This is a genomic window from Actinoallomurus spadix, from assembly GCF_024055725.1.
GTDB lineage: Bacteria > Actinomycetota > Actinomycetes > Streptosporangiales > Streptosporangiaceae > Actinoallomurus > Actinoallomurus spadix.
On record NZ_JAMXMX010000023.1, the window covers coordinates 15,194 to 29,781 of the forward strand.

The 14,588-nt window shown below is 70.7% G+C and carries 20 protein-coding genes; 6 read left to right on the top strand and 14 right to left on the bottom strand.

What is annotated here, in order from left to right:
- Nucleotides 1-11 precede the first annotated feature (11 nt).
- From murI to clpS, 11 genes are all read right to left on the bottom strand, one after another.
- Nucleotides 12-830 (bottom strand): glutamate racemase, encoded by an 819-nt coding sequence (gene murI / locus NE235_RS28100; RefSeq protein ID WP_252808278.1) that lies wholly within the window; start codon nucleotides 828-830, stop codon nucleotides 12-14.
- 121 nt (nucleotides 831-951) lie between these two features.
- Nucleotides 952-1,500: a DUF1697 domain-containing protein gene (locus tag NE235_RS28105; RefSeq protein ID WP_252808279.1), complete on the bottom strand. Its 549-nt coding sequence runs from the start codon at nucleotides 1,498-1,500 to the stop codon at nucleotides 952-954.
- Nucleotides 1,501-1,537: 37 nt separating this feature from the next.
- Nucleotides 1,538-2,317 (bottom strand): thioesterase family protein, encoded by a 780-nt coding sequence (locus NE235_RS28110; protein ID WP_252808280.1) that lies wholly within the window; start codon nucleotides 2,315-2,317, stop codon nucleotides 1,538-1,540.
- A 108-nt stretch (nucleotides 2,318-2,425) separates the two neighbouring features.
- A complete protein-coding gene (locus tag NE235_RS28115; RefSeq protein ID WP_252808281.1) occupies nucleotides 2,426-3,103 on the bottom strand; it encodes a nucleotidyl transferase AbiEii/AbiGii toxin family protein in 678 nt (225 codons plus the stop codon).
- Nucleotides 3,094-3,477, bottom strand: a complete 384-nt coding sequence (locus NE235_RS28120; RefSeq protein WP_252808282.1) for a hypothetical protein — start codon at nucleotides 3,475-3,477, stop codon at nucleotides 3,094-3,096. The genes NE235_RS28115 and NE235_RS28120 overlap by 10 nt, the downstream gene beginning before the upstream one ends.
- Nucleotides 3,478-3,553: 76 nt before the next feature.
- Nucleotides 3,554-4,501 (bottom strand): PLP-dependent cysteine synthase family protein, encoded by a 948-nt coding sequence (locus NE235_RS28125; protein WP_252808283.1) that lies wholly within the window; start codon nucleotides 4,499-4,501, stop codon nucleotides 3,554-3,556.
- A 1-nt stretch (nucleotide 4,502) separates the two neighbouring features.
- The gene (locus tag NE235_RS28130) at nucleotides 4,503-4,775 is read right to left on the bottom strand and encodes a MoaD/ThiS family protein (RefSeq protein ID WP_252778956.1); all 273 of its coding nucleotides are present in this window, start codon (nucleotides 4,773-4,775) and stop codon (nucleotides 4,503-4,505) included.
- Between the two features lie 195 nt (nucleotides 4,776-4,970).
- Nucleotides 4,971-5,402 carry a Mov34/MPN/PAD-1 family protein gene (locus tag NE235_RS28135; protein ID WP_252808284.1) on the bottom strand — a complete coding sequence of 144 codons (432 nt, stop codon included), beginning with the start codon at nucleotides 5,400-5,402 and terminating at the stop codon, nucleotides 4,971-4,973.
- A gap of 89 nt (nucleotides 5,403-5,491) precedes the next feature.
- Entirely contained in the window at nucleotides 5,492-6,439 is a 948-nt protein-coding gene (locus NE235_RS28140) for an anti-sigma factor RsbA family regulatory protein (protein ID WP_252808285.1), read from the bottom strand.
- A gap of 106 nt (nucleotides 6,440-6,545) precedes the next feature.
- Nucleotides 6,546-7,082 (bottom strand): DUF2017 domain-containing protein, encoded by a 537-nt coding sequence (locus NE235_RS28145; RefSeq protein WP_252808286.1) that lies wholly within the window; start codon nucleotides 7,080-7,082, stop codon nucleotides 6,546-6,548.
- 2 nt (nucleotides 7,083-7,084) lie between these two features.
- Nucleotides 7,085-7,375: an ATP-dependent Clp protease adapter ClpS gene (gene clpS, locus NE235_RS28150; protein ID WP_252808287.1), complete on the bottom strand. Its 291-nt coding sequence runs from the start codon at nucleotides 7,373-7,375 to the stop codon at nucleotides 7,085-7,087.
- Between the two features lie 65 nt (nucleotides 7,376-7,440).
- Here clpS and NE235_RS28155 point away from each other — a divergent pair, with 65 nt between their 5' ends.
- Nucleotides 7,441-8,739 (top strand): nicotinate phosphoribosyltransferase, encoded by a 1,299-nt coding sequence (locus NE235_RS28155; RefSeq protein WP_308206167.1) that lies wholly within the window; start codon nucleotides 7,441-7,443, stop codon nucleotides 8,737-8,739.
- A 73-nt stretch (nucleotides 8,740-8,812) separates the two neighbouring features.
- On the opposite strand, the gene NE235_RS28160 is transcribed toward NE235_RS28155, so the two are convergent.
- Entirely contained in the window at nucleotides 8,813-9,784 is a 972-nt protein-coding gene (locus NE235_RS28160; protein WP_252808288.1) for an alpha/beta hydrolase fold domain-containing protein, read from the bottom strand.
- Nucleotides 9,785-9,815: 31 nt separating this feature from the next.
- Nucleotides 9,816-10,577 carry an SDR family NAD(P)-dependent oxidoreductase gene (locus tag NE235_RS28165; RefSeq protein ID WP_252808289.1) on the bottom strand — a complete coding sequence of 254 codons (762 nt, stop codon included), beginning with the start codon at nucleotides 10,575-10,577 and terminating at the stop codon, nucleotides 9,816-9,818.
- A 116-nt stretch (nucleotides 10,578-10,693) separates the two neighbouring features.
- Here NE235_RS28165 and NE235_RS28170 point away from each other — a divergent pair, with 116 nt between their 5' ends.
- Nucleotides 10,694-11,260 (top strand): TetR/AcrR family transcriptional regulator, encoded by a 567-nt coding sequence (locus NE235_RS28170; RefSeq protein WP_252808290.1) that lies wholly within the window; start codon nucleotides 10,694-10,696, stop codon nucleotides 11,258-11,260.
- Nucleotides 11,261-11,602: 342 nt separating this feature from the next.
- On the opposite strand, the gene NE235_RS28175 is transcribed toward NE235_RS28170, so the two are convergent.
- Nucleotides 11,603-11,914, bottom strand: coding sequence for a hypothetical protein (locus tag NE235_RS28175; protein ID WP_252808291.1), 312 nt, complete (start codon nucleotides 11,912-11,914; stop codon nucleotides 11,603-11,605).
- A 168-nt stretch (nucleotides 11,915-12,082) separates the two neighbouring features.
- On the opposite strand from NE235_RS28175, the gene NE235_RS28180 reads away from it, so the two are divergent.
- The 4 genes from NE235_RS28180 (at nucleotide 12,083) to NE235_RS28190 (ending at nucleotide 14,514) form a co-directional block, all read left to right on the top strand.
- Nucleotides 12,083-12,928 (top strand): helix-turn-helix domain-containing protein, encoded by an 846-nt coding sequence (locus NE235_RS28180; protein WP_252808292.1) that lies wholly within the window; start codon nucleotides 12,083-12,085, stop codon nucleotides 12,926-12,928.
- 8 nt (nucleotides 12,929-12,936) lie between these two features.
- On the top strand, nucleotides 12,937-13,029 hold the full coding sequence (locus NE235_RS38785; protein ID WP_406567649.1) for a DUF397 domain-containing protein: 93 nt from the start codon (nucleotides 12,937-12,939) through the stop codon (nucleotides 13,027-13,029).
- Between the two features lie 341 nt (nucleotides 13,030-13,370).
- Nucleotides 13,371-13,949, top strand: coding sequence for an isochorismatase family protein (locus NE235_RS28185; RefSeq protein WP_252808293.1), 579 nt, complete (start codon nucleotides 13,371-13,373; stop codon nucleotides 13,947-13,949).
- Nucleotides 13,950-13,998: 49 nt separating this feature from the next.
- Nucleotides 13,999-14,514 carry a gluconokinase gene (locus NE235_RS28190; RefSeq protein ID WP_252808294.1) on the top strand — a complete coding sequence of 172 codons (516 nt, stop codon included), beginning with the start codon at nucleotides 13,999-14,001 and terminating at the stop codon, nucleotides 14,512-14,514.
- Nucleotides 14,515-14,588 lie beyond the last annotated feature (74 nt).

Sequence of the window (14,588 nt, forward strand, 5' to 3'; positions counted from 1 at the left end):
GGGCCGACCTCCTAACGAGCCGTGAACGGAATGCCGACGAGCGCGGGTTCGACGAGCCCGATCTCCGGGCCGAGGAAACGGCGGCCGAGAACGCCGAACGGCGTGGGGTCTCCGGTCGCCTGGAACCGGTGGCGGGGCTTCGGGGAGCCCTCCGCGCGGGCCAGGCGGCTGTCGTGCAACACCCGGTAGACGTCCTTGGCTGTCTCGTCGGCGCTTGACACCAGGGTTACCCCGTCACCGGCGACGTATGAGATGACGCCGGTCAGCAACGGGTAATGCGTGCAGCCGAGAATGAGGGTGTCGCACCCCGCGTCGAGGACCGGCTCGAGGTAGCCGTGCGTGACGTCGAGGAGTTCGTCGCTCATCGTGATGCCTCGCTCCACGAACTCTACGAAACGCGGACACGCGACACTTGTCAGTGTCACATGAGGCGCAGCGGCGAACGCATCCTCATACGACCGGCTCGTCACGGTCGCAGGAGTGGCCACCAGTCCCACCCGGCCCGTACGGCTGGCGCTGACCGCGGCGCGCACGGCCGGCAGGATCACCTCGACGACCGGGACGTCGTAGCGCTCCCGTGCGTCGCGCAGCACGGCGGAGCTGGCGCTGTTGCAGGCGATCACGAGCATCTTCACGCCCTCGGCCACGAGGTGGTCGAGCACCTCGAGCGCGTACGCGCGGAGTTCGGCGATCGGCTTCGGGCCGTAGGGGAACCGCGCGGTGTCGGCGACGTACAACACGGATTCGTTCGGCAACTGGTCGAGGATGGCGCGGGCGACGGTCAGCCCGCCGACTCCGCTGTCGAAGATCCCGATTGGCGCGTCAGACATGATCCCCACAGGCTAAAAGACCATGGCCTGCTCAGCGGGCCGATGCGCCGCACATCACACTGTGATTTCCGGCCCTTTACGACGCCTGCTTCCGGTCCGGAAGATGACCGGTCCCGGCGGGTCACGCCTCCGGGGCGGTCAGCTCCACGAGTTCGAGCACCGTGTTCCAGTTGCGGCTGGTGGCGACCGGATCCCCGGCCCGGCGCCGCCGGGACAGGGCCTCCGCCAGCTTGGAGCGGCCCAGGCCGCCCGGGGCGTACAGGTATAGGGCTCGGTCGCCGAGGCGGAACTCCTCGGGGAGGTGGGCCGCCTGGTCGACGTGCGCGTAGCGATCCGCGTCGACGGGCGCGGAGAAGTAGGTGACGTGGAGTTGCCTGGGTTCGAGCTCGGCGGCCGGGAAGGGGCAGGCGTCGGCGACCCCCTTCAGATAGGCGTGGTCGCGCACGATCACGTCCACGGCGAAGCCGAACCGCTGTTCCAGCGCCCCGCTGATCTCCGCCGCGAGGGACTCCTCATCGCCGCGGCCGGCCCGGAACACCGCCTGGCCGCTCTGCAGATAAGTGCGTACGCCCTCGTGGCCGAGGCCCGTCAGGAGCCGGCGCAGCTCGGCCATCGGGACCTTCCTGCCGCCCACGTTGACTCCGCGCAGCAGCGCCGCATAGGTCGTCATCCGGACACCCTACGCGGCCGTCCGCGACCCGTACCGTCTAGCGGCCGCGGCCGACGCGGGCGATCTGGCGGCTCTGGGCGACGAGCCGGCCGGCGGAGTCCCAGACCTCGATCTCCTCGTCGAACCACCCGTCGCTGACGAGCCGGGCCCGGCCGTGAACGGCCAGCCGGCCCGGCGCGGGAACGGCCCGCATGTGCCAGGTCAGCTCGACGGTCGGCGCCCAGCCGGACGCCCCGGCGTTGAGCACCACCGGGGGCAGCGCGTCGACGGCGAGCGCGAGGAGGATCCCGTCGGGTTCGTACGGCTCGCGCAGCCGCAGGTACCCGCGCATCTCGGGCACGCCGGCGGGCCGTCCGTCGAGCCAGCCCATGGTGGCCGGGTCGTAGCGCACGTCGACCTGGCGGGCGAAGCCGTTGTTCGGCGCGAACTCCAGGCACTCCTCGATCGGCGGCAGTTTCTCCTGCTCGATCGAGTACACCGGGGCGGCATCGCCGTCGAGGGTGCCGGTGGTGATGAGCGCCTCGACCAGGGCCTGGTCGTTCTGGACGAGCGTGACGCGCGCCACCGCGGCCGTACGCCCGGCCTTCAGCGGCTCGACCCGGACCTCGGCGGGCCCGGCCTTCGCGACGCGCAGGAAGCTCGCGCTGGTGGCGATCGGGTGCGGGTGCGGGGAGTCCTCGAGCAGCGCGCGGGTCATGACCGCCAGCGAGTAGCCGCCGTTGATCGCTTGCTCGATGCCGAAGTCCCCGTCGAGCTCGACGGCGTAGCGCCCCTCCGCCACCCGTCGTACCGCCGTGGCCGCCGCGAAGCCGCCCATTCGCCCACCCCACCACGAAGTCGAATCACATTCGGTAATACCCTACCGGCCCGGTGGCGTACGAGCCCGGCCGCGCGCGGGAAATGGGACGATCGCCACATAGCGCGGTCAAAGGTTCAGGTCGACCTCTTCCTCTTCCAGGAGGCGCAGGTTGATGTCCTGCGCCCATTCGGCCGCGAACCGCTTCACCCGCCGCACCTCCTCCAGCGTCAGGCCGTAGTCCTCGAACTCTTGATCGTCGAGGAACTCCGCCGCCTCCAACCGGGAGGCCAACCGCTGCAGAGAGAAGTCCCGCTCGTGTGAACGGCAGAGCCATTCGAGCCGCTCGAAGCTGTACTCCCCGGCGAGCGAAGCCGCGTCGATGAGATCCCGAGCGATGCCTCGATCGTGAACGGCCCTCATCTTCAGGCCGATCGCGTCATCGAAACCGACGACGGGGCATGAGTCGACCACCACGGGGCTGACCCGGAGAGTGGCCTTCATGAGGTCCACCTCACAGGCCTCTCCCGTCCGCATGTCACTGACGAGGAGACGCGCGAATCGGTAGTTTCCCGGTTTGACCTCGACGGCGAACCCCTTCGCCTGATAGCCCGCCGCCACTCGAGCGGTGAGCTCTTCGACCGGAAGGGGATGGTCGGTCGCGAAGTCGATGTCCTGGCTTGGCCTATCGACCAGCCCGTGGGCCCTCATCGCGTGACCGCCTGCCAGGAATAATCCGTATTCCTCGCACAGGTCGAGCCCCGCATCGATGAGCCGCCGATGGAACGGTGGCATGTTCAGGCCCATGTGGCCGCCTGCCACTTGGCGCGGGCAGCGGCGAAAGCCTCGCGAGAGGCCCCCCGGCCGGCCAGTTCGACGAAACGGTTCTCCCACGCCTCGACATAGCCTTCGCCCAGCCGCCGGCGCAACAGCGGCCAGGCGTCGATGAGGTGCTGCGGATCCAAGAATCGCGGGTAGTGCTCCTGGAGTCCCTGCACGATGACCAGGTTGTAGAGCGCGACTCGCTGCCGAAAGCGCCCCACGTCATAGCGCGTACGGCCCGACCAGCAAAGATCTAGGGGAAGGTCGACGACGCCCTCTCGCGGACCGTGCAGGTCGGACAGGGACCAGGGGATCCACTGCGGCAGGTGCGCCGTCCAGCTCGGCAACGTCTGGGGCATGGGCCCAGTATGCCAAGGACACGTAACGCGCACGGGCGCTCACCGGGATTCCGGTGAGCGCCCGTGTGGCGTGCGGTCAGGCCCAGAGCTGGCCTTCGAGGCGCTCCTCGGCCTCCTCCAGGGTGCCGCCGTACGCGCCGGTCGAGAGATACTTCCAGCCGCCGTCGGCGACGATGAACGCGATGTCGGCGCGTTCGCCCGCCTTGACGGCCTTGTTCGCCATGCCGAGCGCGGCGTGCAGGGCGCAGCCGGTGGAGATGCCGGCGAAGATGCCCTCCTGCGCCAGCAGCTCACGGGTGCGCCGGAGCGCGTCCGCCGACGTCACGGAGTAGCGCGTCGTCAGCACCGACTCGTCGTACAGCTCGGGCACGAAGCCCTCGTCGATGTTGCGCAGGCCGTACACCAGCTCGCCGTAGCGGGGCTCGGCCGCCACGATCGAGACGCCGGGCACCTGCTCACGGAGGTACCGGCCGACACCCATCAGCGTGCCGGTCGTGCCGAGACCGGCGACGAAGTGAGTGATCGTCGGCAGGTCGTCGAGGAGCTCCGGTCCGGTCGTCTCGTAGTGCGCCCGGGCGTTCGCCTCGTTGCCGTACTGGTAGAGCATCACCCAGTCAGGGTTCTCCGCCGCCAGCCGCTTGGCGACGCGCACGGCCTCGTTCGAGCCACCGGCGGCCGGGGAGGAGATGATGCGCGCGCCCCACATCTCCAGCAACTGCCGGCGCTCCGCCGAGGTGTTCTCCGGCATGACGCAGACGATGTCGTAGCCACGCAGTTTGGCGACCATCGCCAGCGAGATGCCGGTGTTCCCGGAGGTGGGCTCCAGGATCGTACGGCCGGGCGCGAGCAGGCCCTCCTTCTCCGCCTTCGCGATCATCCAGAAGGCGGGGCGGTCCTTGACGGAGCCGGTCGGGTTGCGGTCCTCCAGCTTGGCCCACAGCCGCACCTCGGGCGACGGCGACAGTCGTGGCAGTCCGACCAGCGGCGTACGCCCGAGGGAGTCGAGCAGCGAGTCGAAACGCACGTCAGCCGCCGGCGACGGCGGGCAGCACGGTCACCGTGTCGCCGTCGGAGACCTTGGTGCCGAGGCCGCCCAGGAAGCGGACGTCCTCGTCGTTCAGGTAGACGTTGACGAACCGCCGCAGGCCCTTCTCGTCGACCAGCCGGTCGCGCAGGCCCGGGTGGCGGGTCTCCAGGTCGGCGATCAGCTCGTCGAGTGTGGCACCGCCGCCCTCGACCGCCTTCGCGCCATCGGTGTAGTTACGCAGGATCGTCGGAATGCGAACCTCGATCGCCATCGCGAGTGTGCTCCTTCGTCGTACGGACCCGGCATGGCTCAACACGGCCGGATGCGCGGGGATTCCGGGCTAGGGGGGAAAGATCAGCCCTGGCGACAGTCGTAGACGACTTCGGCGCGGCAGTGGCCGAAGAGGAAGTTCTGCACGGGCGTGACAACCCGGGCCGGGTTCGGGCGCGTCATGGTCGTCACGGGATCAGTCTACCGAGTCGGGTTCGTACGCCTCCACGACGCGGACCTGCTCCTCGTCCACCTTCCCGGCGACGATGCGGTAGGAGCGGAACTCCGTCTCGTCGTCGTCGCGGGTGGAGACCAGCACGTAGTGCGCGTTCGGCTCCGAGGCGTACGAGATGTCGGTGCGGGAGGGGTAGGCCTCGGTCGCGGTGTGGGAGTGGTAGATGACGACCGGTTCCTCGTCGCGGTCGTCCATCTCCCGCCAGACCTTGAACTGCTCCATCGAGTCGAATCGGTAGAAGGTCGGCGAGCGCTCGGCGTTCGCCATCGGGATGAACCGGGTCGGGCGGTCCGAGCCCGCGGCTCCGGCGACGACGCCGCACGCCTCGTCCGGGTGGTCGGCGCGCGCGTGCGCGACGATCTGGTCCACGATGGCCCGTTCGATGGTGAGCATGCGCAAAGAGTATCGACGGCCGGTCTCCGCGGGGCCCGTGGCCCGGGGTGGCCGTTCCCGGCAAGGCCCGGCGCCCAGGGTGGCCGGTCTCAGCGGGGCCCGTGGCCCATGTGCAGCCGGATGATCGTGCGCCCGGCGCCGGAGCGGATCTCCACGAGGTCGCAGAGCTGCCGGACCGCCCACATGCCCGCGCCCGCGGGCCGGTGCGGCGCCGGCGGGAAGTAGCCGAGATACCGGTCGTCGAGCGCGGGCCCGGCGTCGACGACGTCGCAGATGAGCCTGCCGTCCGCCGACCACACCCATACCGATCCGCGGCCCCCGCCGTTTCGTACGACGTGCCCGGCGACCTCGCTCACCGACTGCACCAGGGCGAGGCGGCGTTCGCGGGGCAGCCCGTGGCGCTCGGCCACCGCCGCGACGAAGGCGCGCAGTCCGGCGAGGTCGCCGCCCGAGAACCCGCGGCTCATCACCGGCTCGGCCGGTGGGGCGAGCGGGACCCGGTTGCGTTCGGCGTAGAAGACCGCCGGGTCGGTGAACAGCGCGCTGCGGCGGGTCCCGGTGACGCCGATCAGCTCCGGATGGGTACGGCCGACGTCCTCGGCGGCCTCGGCCGGCAGCGAGCGCACGTCGTACGCGCACAGCAGGCTGGTGGGGGTGCCGGTGAACGCCACGTTGAGCAGCGACTCGAGCCGTCCCCACTCCCGGATCTCCGGGGCGGTGCGCGCCCGCCATACGGGCTCCGCGACGAGGTACAGCGGGCCACGGGGCCACCATCGGTCGCGCGCGTGCGCGAGGTACGCCGTCAGGGTGCGGGCCGGCGCGCCGAACCAGTCCGGCGCGCCGATGAACTCGACGCCGCGCGCCCGGCGGCCGAGGCGGCGGCGTACGAGCCCGGCCCGCTCGCTGATCACGACGGGCCGGCCGCCCTGCGCCATCCCCTTCCATAAGAAGGGGATGGTCACGTCCAGGAACTCGTCCTCGTCGCGGTACAGCAGGGCGCGGTGGACGAGGACGTCGACGGAGTCGGTGGCGGTCACGCGCGTTCCTCCCAGCGCGGAGTCCGGCGGCGCCGCCAAACTACCAAGAGGCCGATCGGTCGAGAGGGACGAACGACGGATCGGCCCGCGCGTCAGGGACGAATGCTCACCAAAGGGCTCGAACCAGGTCCTCTTGGAGGTAGGTCAGCCAGTCGTAGGCCGCGAACGGAGCGGTCCGGGGATCGTTCCAGTCGAGCCTGCGAATCCCTTCGAGCGTCTCCTCGGTGATCCCCAGGCGGGTGCCGAGGGCGAGTCGCAGATCGTTGAGCGTCCGCAGCCACACCTGGGCCTGCTCGTCGTCGAGGAGGATCTCGCCGCCGTCGCCGAGCGTGTCGAGCACCAGCTGGGCCGCGGCCCGCTTGCCGTCCCGCAGGCCGGCCTCGGTGTAGCGCCGGAACTCCGCCGACGCGGCGCCATCGTCCCGGTAGGCGTCCGGGAACAGCCGCGCCAGCACCGGATCATCGGAGACGGTGGTGTTCTCCGAGAAGCTGAGGTTCGGCAGGCCGTCGTCGCGCGGCCCGGACGCGGGCCCGCCGAGCAGGTCGAGGAGCTGGGTGACCAGGGCCTGGATCACAGAGGCCTCCTCCCGGGTCATCCGCAGCCGTACGCCGCCCCCGTGAACCCGGGTGAACCAGGTGTTCATGCTCATACATCCTGCCGGACCGTGGCCCACAGGCCGTACGAGTGCAAGATCTCGCAGTCGCGTTCCATCTCCTCACGCGTGCCGCTCGACACGACGGCGCGGCCCTTGTGATGCACGTCGAGCATCAGCTTCTCGGCCTTCATCTTCGAATAACCGAAGACGGTCTGGAACACGTAGGTGACGTACGACATGAGATTGATGGGATCGTTCCACACGATCGACACCCACGGACGGTCCGAACGTACGTCTTCGGCGGCGTCCGGCCGATCCAGTTCGACGGGAGCCGTGCTCACCTCAGTGCCTCCTTCCGGGGTGCTGCCCGCACCTGGTGTACACACCACACCGTAATCTGCCACTCGTGGATCATTCGACGGCGCTGCTGACCGACCGCTACGAACTCACCATGCTCCAGGGTGCCCTGACCGCCGGTACCGCGGAGCGTCGGGCGATCTTCGAGGTGTTCGCCCGGCATCTGCCGAACGGGCGCCGGTACGGCGTCGTCGCCGGGACGGGACGGTTCCTCGCCGCACTGGAGTCGTTCCGGTTCGGCGGCCCCGAGCTGGAGTACCTCACGTCCCAGGGCATCGTCGACGAGCCGGCCGCGGCCTGGCTGGAGTCCTACCGCTTCTCCGGGAACATCTGGGGCTACGCGGAGGGCGACTGCTACTTCCCCGGCTCGCCGATCCTCGTCGTGGAGGGCAGCTTCGCCGAGGCCGTGATCCTCGAGACCCTCGCGCTGTCGATCCTCAACCATGACTGTGCGATCGCCTCCGCCGCCTCTCGGATGGTGCGCGCCGCCGCGGACCGTCCGCTCATCGAGATGGGATCCCGGCGCACGCACGAGATGGCCGGAGTCGCCGCCGCCCGGGCAGCCTACCTCGCCGGGTTCCGCACCACGTCGAACTTGGAGGCGGGCCGCGCCTACGGCGTGCCGACCGCCGGCACCAGCGCGCATGCCTTCACGCTCCTCCACGACAGCGAGCGGCACGCGTTCCAGGCCCAGCTCGACGCGCTCGGCGCGTCGACCACCCTGCTGGTCGACACCTACGACGTCGCCCGCGCGGTCGCCGTCGCGGTCGAACTCGCCGGGCCGGAGCTCGGCGCCGTCCGCATCGACAGCGGCGACCTGGGAGAGATGGCGCGGGAGGTCCGCGAACAGCTCGACGCGCTCGGCGCGCCCAAGACGAAGATCATCGTAACGGGTGACCTGGACGAGTACTCGATCGCCGCCCTCGCCGCCTCCCCCGTTGACGGCTACGGCGTGGGAACGTCGCTGGTCACCGGCTCCGGCGCGCCGACCGCGTCGCTGGTCTACAAGCTGGTGGCCCGCGCCCAAACCGACGACGGGCCGCTGCGGCCGGTCGCCAAGCACTCGGTCGGCAAGCCGAGCCGTGGCGGGCGCAAGTGGGCGGTCCGCCACCGCGACGAGAACGGCCGGGCCCTCGCCGAGGTCGTGTCGACGAGCGAGCCGACCCCCGGCCCGTACGACCGGCCCCTGCTGCGGCCGCTGGTCGTCGGCGGCGAGATCGTCGGCCGCGAGCCCCTGTCCGAGGCCCGCGACCGCCACCAGCGCGCCCTGGCGGAACTCCCCCCGTCGGCCTTCCAGCTCTCCCGGGGCGACGCGGCCCTCCCGACGGAGTTCCTGAACGGCTCGTGAGCCCTCGGGCCCGGCGGCTCAGCCGTACGGGTCGCGGCTCGCAGCGGCTCGGCCGTACAGGTCGCGCAGCGGCTCAGCCGTGCAGGTTGCGGCGGAGGAAGGCGTGCCAGGTCTGCTCGAACGAGCGGGTCAGGGCCGACTCCGCCGCGAAGCGGTCCCAGGCGTGGAACGCGCGGGCGTAGAGGTGCAGGTCGACCGGCACTCCTGCGGCGATCAGCCGGCGGGCGAAGTCGATGCCCTCGTCGCGCAGCAGATCGAACTGGGCGACGGCGACAAAGGTGTCCGGCAGGCCGGCGAGATCGGTGGCCCGGCCGGGCGCGGAGTACGGGTCCACGTCGTCCGCACCGAGCCGGTCGCCGAGGACCGCGGCCCAGGCGAGCCGGATGTCCGGGCGGGCGAAGACGACCTCGGAGGCGGCCTCCGAACTCGACGGCGTCTCGAGACGGTCGTCGAGCATCGGGTAGAGCAGGGACAGTGAGCGCGGCCGCGGAGCGTTCCGGTCGCGCGCCATGAGCGCGGTGGCCGCGGCGGGGGCTCCCCCGCCACTGGCGCCGGCGAGCCCGATCCGGTCCGGGTCGATCCCGTGCTCGGCGGCATGCTCGGCGAGGTGGGTGTAGGCGAGGTAGCCGTCCTCGGCGGCGCCGGGAGCCGGGGTCTCCGGGGCGAGCCGGTAGGCGACGGCGGCCAGGACGCAGTCGAGATCCAGGGCCAGGGCCGTGTGGTACGCGTCGTCGTCGCGGGCGTCGTCGCCGAGGACCTGGGCACCGGCGTGGAACCAGACCAGGGCCGGGAGGGCGGTCTCGGCGCCGGCCGGGCGGTACAGGATCACCTCCAGCTCGGTCTCGTCGTCCCGGGGGATGCGCAGCTCCTCGATCGTCACCCGGGGGTCCGGCGGGGTCGCGGGCATCTGGTCGTACGCCGCGCGCATCCGCGCGCGCAAACCCGGGATGTCGGACAGTTCGAGCAGGGTGCCGTTCGCGGCCTTGGGCATCACGGCGAACGCCGCGGCGAGCTCAGGGTCGAGCGCGTCGATCATTCCAGGCATGGAGGTCCTTTCAGGAGGAAGAGGATCGGCCTCAGAAGAGGGAGGGCTGACCACTGCCGGCGGTGACCCCGCCGTCGACGGGCAGGATGACGCCGGTGATGAAACGGGCGTCGTCCGAGGCGAGGAAGCCGGCCGCGGCGGCGATGTCGGCCGGAGTGCTGAAGCCGCTCAGCGCCCGGCGCTGCTCGAAGCGCTCGATCATGCCGGCGTACGTCGTCGCCGCCTCCTCCGGCAGGGTCAGCGACGGGGCGATGGCGTTCACCCGGACCCCGAACCGGCCGAGGTCGAAGGCGAGCCCGCGGGTGAAGTTCACGACCGCACCCTTGGCCGCGTTGTAGGCGGTGAGCCGGCGGTCGCCGCCGAGGCCGGAGGCGGAGGCGATCTGGACGATGCTGCCGCGGCTCTCCTTGAGGTACGGTAGCGCCGCCTGCGCGCCGAAGTAGCAGCTGTCGACGTCGGTGCTCATGACCGACCGCCAGTCCTCCGGCGTGATCTCTTCGAACTCCTTGGCGAGGCCGAACCCGGCGTTGGACACCAGGACGTCGATGCCGCCGAACCGGGCCACACCGGCGTCGATCATCGCCTGGACGTCGTCCCGGCTGGTGACGTCGGTGACGACGGGGAGCGCGCGGTCGGTGCCGAGCTCGGCCGCGAGGGCCTCCAGCCGGTTTTTGCGCCGCGCGGCGAGGACGACGTTGGCCCCTTCGGCGGCGAACCGCCGGGCGATGCCGTCGCCGATGCCGGAGCTCGCGCCGGTGACCACGACCGTCCTGCCGGTGAAACGCTGTTCCATGAGGATTCTCTTCTCGTCAGTTACTGACGCTTCGAGTGACAGCGACTGACGGTACAGCTAGTCAGTAACTGACGCAACGAGTGTCAGTGACTGACGACTGTGATAGCGTCAGAGCCGTGCCACGGAACGGAGATGAAGTACGGCTGCGGCTTCAGGAGGCCGCGCTCGAGCTGTACCTGGAGCGTGGCTACGACAAGACCACGGCCGCGGACATCGCCGCCCGCGCCGGAGTGACGGAGCGGACCTTCTTCCGCCACTTCACCGACAAGCGCGAGGTCTTCTTCGACGGCGAGGCGGAGCTGCGGGACCTGCTGACCGGCGCGGTCGCCGCCGTGCCGGCCGGCACCAGACCGCTCCCCGCTCTGCGCGCCGCGTTCCACCAGGCCGTGCCGTTGATCGAGCGCCACCTCCCGGTCACCGAGCGGCGGGCACCGGTCATCGCCGCCACGCCGGCCCTGCAGGAACGGTCGCTGGCCAAGACTGCGGGCCTGGTCGCCGCGCTCACCGACGCCCTGCGGGCGCGCGGCGTCGCCGAGCCGCTCGCGGCCCTGTGCGCCCAGGTGGGCATGGACACCTACTCGGCCGCCATCCGCCGGTGGGCCGCCGACCGCGGCGACGACCTGCACACCCACCTCGACCGGGCCTTCAACGACCTGCGTCTCGCCGCGAACGCCCTGAAGTGAGCGACTGAACCGAGAAGCCGGACACACTGCCCCAGCGGCCCCGCGCCCCGCCGCCGCAGCCATCACGTGGCGCGCAGCCTCGACCGCCCTTGTCCCGCCGCGTTGTCACATTCCGCGCAGCCGCGGTCTCCTCGCCGTCTCCGCAGTCCCGCCGTCGCCACCACGGCGGCCTCCTTGCCGCCGACGGTGACGGCCGGATGACCGATTCGCCTGAGTCGCCAGGTCAGCGGTGACGTCGAAGTGGCCGCCCGGAGTGGCTGATCGCTCCCGCCGGGGCGTCGTGCCGCCGTGCGGGCCGGCCGGGGTGATGTGCCACGCAGCCACCGCCGGAACTCACGCGGGTCAGGGCGCTTCCGAGGCCGGTGGGTCGAGCCAGATGAGCCGTACGTCGGCGCGCCGGGCGAGCAGCCGCCGCGCGCGGTCCGCGGTCTCCGCCAGGAACAGCCTCCGACCGGCGCCGTCGGTGGGGGCGTACACGATCGCCTCGTCGCCGAAGTCCAGTCCCCACCCCACCACGGCGCCGTCATCGTGCTGGACGTCGAGCAGCCCCAGCGCGAACCGTCGCGGAGCCGTCTCGCCCGACAACTCGACGAGTTCGGCGAGCAGGTCGCGCTCCGCCTGCTCACGAGCCCCGTCCACCGGTACCTCACGCATCCAGAACCCCCGTTCCCGCGGCGAGTCTGCGGCCACCGCTGTCCCGCTTGTTGCAGCAACAGTGACAGCGAACAGTTATGATCGCAATACTTTTAGTGACATCGGCCTGAGATCGACAGGCGCGCGGCTCTAGGGTCGACAGGCGAGGATCAGCTGAGGAGGCGGGGAATGCCGAGACGGCCCGCGACGGTGCGCGCTCGCGGCCTGGGCGCCGAGCTTCGGGAGCTGCGGGAGAAGAGCAACCTCACGACCCGCGAGGTCGCAAGGATGCTCGGCTGGTCCGCGAGCACCGTGAGCCGCACGGAGACCGGCCACCGGAACATCAGCAGCGAGGACGTCTCCGCCCTGCTCGCGGTGTACGGCGTGGCCGGCCGGGAACGCGATCATCTCCTCGCACTGGCACGCGAGGCGAACCAGCCGGGCTGGTGGGAGACCCGCCACCCCGGACTCCCCGCCCAGCTCACCGCACTGATCGGCTTCGAATCCCAGGCCACGCGAATCACGGATGTGGCACTCATCGTGTTTCCCGGCCTGTTGCAGACGGCCGATTACGCCCGCGCGGTGATGGAGGCGGCGGGAATCTCGGCGGTGCACGCCGAGACCAGAGTCGCCACTCGACTCGGCCGCCAGGCGGCGCTCAGCCGCCCGAACCCGCCCCAGTACCTCGCGATCCTGGACGAAGCGGTCCTACGCCGTCCGATCGGCGGCCGCAACACCATGGCGGCACAGCTCCGCCACGTCCTCAACGTCGCCGAACGCCCCAACGTCGAGGTCAGAGTCCTTCCATTCGATCGAGGAGCGCATGCCGGTCTCGCCGGCTCATTCGTAGTGCTCGCCTTCCCGAAGGCCCCGACGATCGTCCACCTTGAGCACAAACGCTCATCTCTGCTCCTCGATGAACCAGGCGACGTGACGGCCTTCACCGAGGCCGCGGACTTGATCCGGAACGTCGCGTTTGATCCCATTCGTTCAGCTGAGTTCATCGCGAAGGTGGCCGCCGAGTACGAAAGCTGAGGGCACCCATGGAGCTCTGCCGCACGGTATGGCGCAAGTCCACTCACAGTGCCGAGGAGACGAACTGCGTCGAGGTCGCGGTCGTTCGAGGTGCAGGATGACCTGATCACTGATGGTCACTGCGCCCTACCTATCAGCAGCGACCGCCAGTGATCTCGGTTGAGCCCTGGCCTCTCACACCGTCGACGAGGCCCGCTGCGGCTGGGGGGCGAGGGACGGAATCGGGCCAGGTAGGCCAGGGCCGGGCCGTGGCGTGTCTCCAGGTGGCGGCTGGACGCGTCGGCGAGGCGGCGGAGCCGGCCGAACGGGATCCAGTGCCGGTCGAAGGACTCCCGCCACACGGCGAGATCGTCTTCCGTGGAAATCCCGGGGCGCCCGATGATGTTTCCGGGTCCGGCGGGGTAACTTTCCCTGTGGTGGAGATCTGGCCGGGGAGGCTGCCGTGAGCACGGCGTTCATCATTGTGGATGTGCAGAACGACTTCTGCGAGGGCGGATCACTGCCCGTGACCGGTGGGGCGAACGTCGCGATGGCGATCTCCACCTATCTGCAGGACAACCGCCGGGCGTACAGCCACGTGGTGGCGACCCGGGACTTCCATCTGGACCCGGGTGACCACTTCTCGGAGAGTCCCGACTTCGTCGACACCTGGCCGGCGCACTGCGTGATCGGCACGCCGGGTGCCGACTTCCACCCGAACCTGGACCTCGCGCCGATCGAGGCGGTGTTCAGCAAGGGCGAGCACAAGGCCGCCTACAGCGGATTCGAGGGCGCCGCCGACGACGGCACGCCTCTGGGCGACTGGCTGCGCAAGCATGAGGTCGACTCGGTGGACATCGTGGGCATCGCCACCGACCACTGCGTGCGCGCCACCGCCCTGGACGCCGTCCGCTCCGGCATCGCCGCGCGGGTGCTGCTGGGGATGACGGCCGGGGTTGCCGAGGAGACCGTCGACCGGGCGCTGGAGGAGATGGGCGCGGCGGGCGTGGAGCTGGCCGGGCAGCCGATCGTCCGCCGCTGATTCCGGGGCCGGACGCCGCGTTCCGGGATCACTCGGTACGTTGCCACCTATGCATAACCCGATAGTCCTCATCATGGGCGTCTCCGGCAGCGGAAAGACGACGATCGGAGCCATGCTGGCCGGCCGGCTCGGCTGGAAGTACGCCGAGGCCGACGACTTCCACCCGCCCGCGAACGTCGAGAAGATGCACGCCGGCACCCCACTGACCGATGAGGACCGCTGGCCGTGGCTGCGGGCCATCGGCGCGTGGATGCACGAGCAGACGGGCCCGGCGGTGGTCACCTGCTCGGCGTTGAAGCGCAGGTACCGCGACGTGCTGCGGGAGAGCCGGCCCGACCTGCGCCTGGTCTATCTGGACGGCTCGAAGGAGCTGATCGGCGCGCGCCTCGCCGCCCGGCACGGGCACTTCTTCCCCAAGCAGCTGCTGAACAGCCAATTCGCCGACCTGGAGCCCCCGGCGCCGGACGAGGGCGCGCTCGGCATCTCGATCGATCAGCCGATCGAGGCGATCGTCGAGGAGATCCACCGGCGGCTCGGCCTACCGGACGGCCCGGGCCGGCAATAGCGCGGCTCCCCTCACTCGCTACACGGCCGGCTCGTCCCTCACCGGCCACTCCGCTCGCTCGTCGGCTCGCCGCG